This is a genomic window from Isoptericola sp. NPDC060257 (assembly GCF_042726645.1).
Classification (GTDB): Bacteria; Actinomycetota; Actinomycetes; order Actinomycetales; family Cellulomonadaceae; genus Isoptericola; species Isoptericola nanjingensis.
Window position 1 is genome coordinate 1 of record NZ_JBHXAW010000448.1, and the last position, 2,010, is coordinate 2,010.

2 protein-coding genes and 1 pseudogene are annotated in these 2,010 nt (G+C 77.0%); 2 read left to right on the forward strand and 1 reads right to left on the reverse strand.

Translation table 11 applies throughout. From position 1 onward, the window contains the following. Positions 1-234, forward strand: a pseudogene (locus ACFWEK_RS21155) (hypothetical protein); the annotation flags it as partial. A gap of 10 nt (positions 235-244) precedes the next feature. Here the strand turns inward: ACFWEK_RS21155 and ACFWEK_RS21160 are convergent. Next, positions 245-1,507 carry an MFS transporter gene (locus ACFWEK_RS21160; protein ID WP_430555316.1) on the reverse strand — a complete coding sequence of 421 codons (1,263 nt, stop codon included), beginning with the start codon at positions 1,505-1,507 and terminating at the stop codon, positions 245-247. A 70-nt stretch (positions 1,508-1,577) separates the two neighbouring features. Here ACFWEK_RS21160 and ACFWEK_RS21165 point away from each other — a divergent pair, with 70 nt between their 5' ends. After that, positions 1,578-1,976 (forward strand): MerR family transcriptional regulator, encoded by a 399-nt coding sequence (locus ACFWEK_RS21165; protein WP_430555317.1) that lies wholly within the window; start codon positions 1,578-1,580, stop codon positions 1,974-1,976. The last annotated feature ends 34 nt before the right edge of the window (positions 1,977-2,010 follow it).

Consider the following 2,010-nt stretch of genomic DNA (forward strand, 5'->3'; position numbering starts at 1 on the left):
GTCTCGGCCGACGGCGGCACCCTCAACGTCCGCACCGGGCCGGGCACCGGCTACCGGTGGACCGGCGCCGCCGCCGACGCCGCGCGCGTGCCGCTGCTCTGCCACGCGCGCGGGCAGACGGTCACGGGCACCCGCGGCACGACGAACCTCTGGTACCGCATCGGCCCGAGCAACTGGGTGTCCGACGCCTACCTGGCCACCGGCAGCGGCGACGCCCTCGCCCCCGCCTGCTGACGGGCGGGGCTCAGACCCCGGCAGGCCTCTCGGCCACCGTGCGACCGGCGCGGCCACCGTCGCCCTCCCCGGCTGCCGGCGTCGACCAGACCCGCGCCCCGGCGCCGAGCGCGAGGGCTGTCACGGCGACCACGACTGCGGCCGGGACCGGCAGCGCCCCGACGCCGCCGCCCGCCACGACCCACGACGCCAGGGCCGCCCCGACGGCGATGCCGCCGTTGAACACCACCGGGATCAGCGCCGCCGCCGTCGCGCGCCGCTCGGGGCCACCGAGGCGCAGGATCAGCGTCTGGGCCAGGGGCGGCAGCGCACCCGACGACACGCCCCACACCACGACGACGGCCACGCCGAGGGCGGGGTGCACGTCCACCACGGCGAGCCCGAGCAGGGCGAGCGCGGTCCCGCCGGCGGCGAGGGCGAGCACCGGCGCGGTCCGGGCGCCGAACCGGCCGGCGAGGACCACCCCCAGCGCGGACGCGAGGCCGAACACCAGGAGCAGCGCGCTCACGCCGCCCGGCAGCGCGGCGGCCGGCGCCTCGACGATGCGGGTCACGTACGTGTACGCGCCGTAGTGCCCCACCAGCAGCACGCCGACGATCGCCGTCACCGCGATCATCGGCCCGGGCCCCCCGGCGGGCGCCGGGTCCGCGCCGCCCGGGACCGCTCGCACACCGGCGCCCGCCCCGGGCGCCCGCGCGACGACGAGCCGCACGAGGACCGCGACCACCAGCGTCAGCAGCGCGAGACCGGCGAACGCCGCCCGCCAGCCCACCGCACGGGTCACGAGGCTGGCGAGCGGCGTGCCGAGCACCATGCCCAGGGTGGCGCCGCCCAGCACCACGGCGATCGAGCGGGCGAGCAGCCGGTCGGGCACCAGGTCGGCGACGTGCGCGTTCGCGGTCGCCCACAGGAGGCCGACGGCGGCCGCGCCCACCAGCCGCGCCCCCACGGCGACGCCGTACGTCGGCGCCAGCGCCGTGGCGAGGGAGGACGCGGCCAGGACGCCGAGCGCGACCGTGATCACGGCACGCCGGTCCGTGCCGGTGACGAGCCGTACGAGCGGGAAGCTCGCCACCACCACGGTGGCGGCCCACACGGACACGAGGAGCCCGGTGCGCGACTCGTCCACCCCGAGCCCGGCGCTCATCTGCGGCAGCACGGCGGTCGGCAGCATCTCGGCCGTGACCATGGCGAACGTGGCCGCGCCGAGGACGAGGAGCGAGATCCACGGGAGTCTGTCGGACGGGGCGGGGGTCGGGCGCGGTGTCGTCATGCGACCGACGCTAGAGTTTGACATTGATGTCAATGTCAAGCGTGACCCCGGTCACCTCGGGAGGAGCACGATGAAGATCGGCGAGCTCGCGCGTCGCGCGGGAGTGGCACCGCGCCTCGTGCGCTACTACGAGCAGCAGGGCCTGCTCGTGGCCGCCCGCGCGGCGAACGGGTACCGCACCTACTCCGACGACGACGTCGAGCGCGTGTCCAGGGTGGCCGGGATGGTGCGCGCCGGCATCCCCACGCGCCTGATCAAGGTCCTGCTCGACATGGAGGAGGCGAGCGCCGCCGAGGCGCCGACCTGTCCCCGCACGGTGGCGGAGATGCTCGCCGGCGAGCTCGTGGGCATCGAGGACAAGATCGCCTGCCTCACCCGCAGCCGCGACACGATCCGTGACGTCCTCCTCCGCACCGAGCAGGCCGCGCTCCTGTCGGAGGCCGCGGCCACCTCGCCCGCCGGCCGGTGACGGACGCGACGAGGGCCGCCGACTCGTCGTCGGC

Excerpts from the sequence above, each read along its gene's own strand:
- ACFWEK_RS21160 (WP_430555316.1), bottom strand. The coding sequence starts at position 1,507 with ATGACGACACCGCGCCCGACCCCCGCCCCGTCCGACAGACTCCCGTGG.
- ACFWEK_RS21165 (WP_430555317.1), top strand. The coding sequence starts at position 1,578 with ATGAAGATCGGCGAGCTCGCGCGTCGCGCGGGAGTGGCACCGCGCCTC.